At 64.8% G+C, this 713-nt stretch carries 1 protein-coding gene; it reads left to right on the top strand.

All coding sequences use genetic code 11. The features are described from left to right. On the top strand, positions 1 to 713 hold a 713-nt coding region (locus tag NRB56_RS38155; RefSeq protein WP_153349245.1), incomplete at both ends, for an ATP-binding protein.

Here is a 713-nt window from a genome sequence, read left to right as displayed (position 1 = left end):
GGGTTTCTGTCGGAGAATCCGGATTTGGCGGCGGCGTGTGTGGAGGCGGGGATCACGTTTGTGGGTCCGTCGGCGTCGGTGTTGGAGTTGACGGGGAACAAGGCGCGGGCGATCGCGGCGGCGCGGGCTGCGGGGTTGCCGGTGCTGGATTCGTGTGCGCCGTCGGCGGATGTGGAGGAGTTGCTCGCGGCGTCGGCGGCGTTGGAGTTTCCGGTGTTCGTGAAGGCGGTTGCCGGTGGTGGTGGTCGCGGGATGCGGCGGGTGGCCGAGCCCGGGCAGTTGCGGGAGTCGATCGAGGCGGCGATGCGGGAGGCGGAGTCGGCGTTCGGTGATGCGACGGTGTTTCTGGAGCGGGCGGTGGTGAATCCGCGGCATATCGAGGTGCAGATCCTGGCTGATGGTCGGGGTGATGTGATGCATTTGTTCGAGCGGGATTGTTCGTTGCAGCGGCGGCATCAGAAGGTGGTGGAGCTGGCGCCGGCGCCGAATTTGGATCCTGTTGTGCGGGAGCGGATTTGTGCGGATGCGGTGGCGTTCGCGCGGGAGATCGGGTATTCGTGCGCGGGCACGGTGGAGTTTTTGCTGGATGAGCGTGGGGATCATGTGTTCATCGAGATGAATCCGCGGATTCAGGTGGAGCATACGGTGACGGAGGAGATCACTGATGTGGATTTGGTGCAGTCGCAGATGCGGATTGCGGCGGGGGAGTCTCT

This window comes from Nocardia aurantia, from assembly GCF_009604425.1.
GTDB classification, from domain to species: domain Bacteria; phylum Actinomycetota; class Actinomycetes; order Mycobacteriales; family Mycobacteriaceae; genus Nocardia; species Nocardia aurantia.
This window is presented reverse-complemented; position numbering and strand designations above follow the sequence as displayed.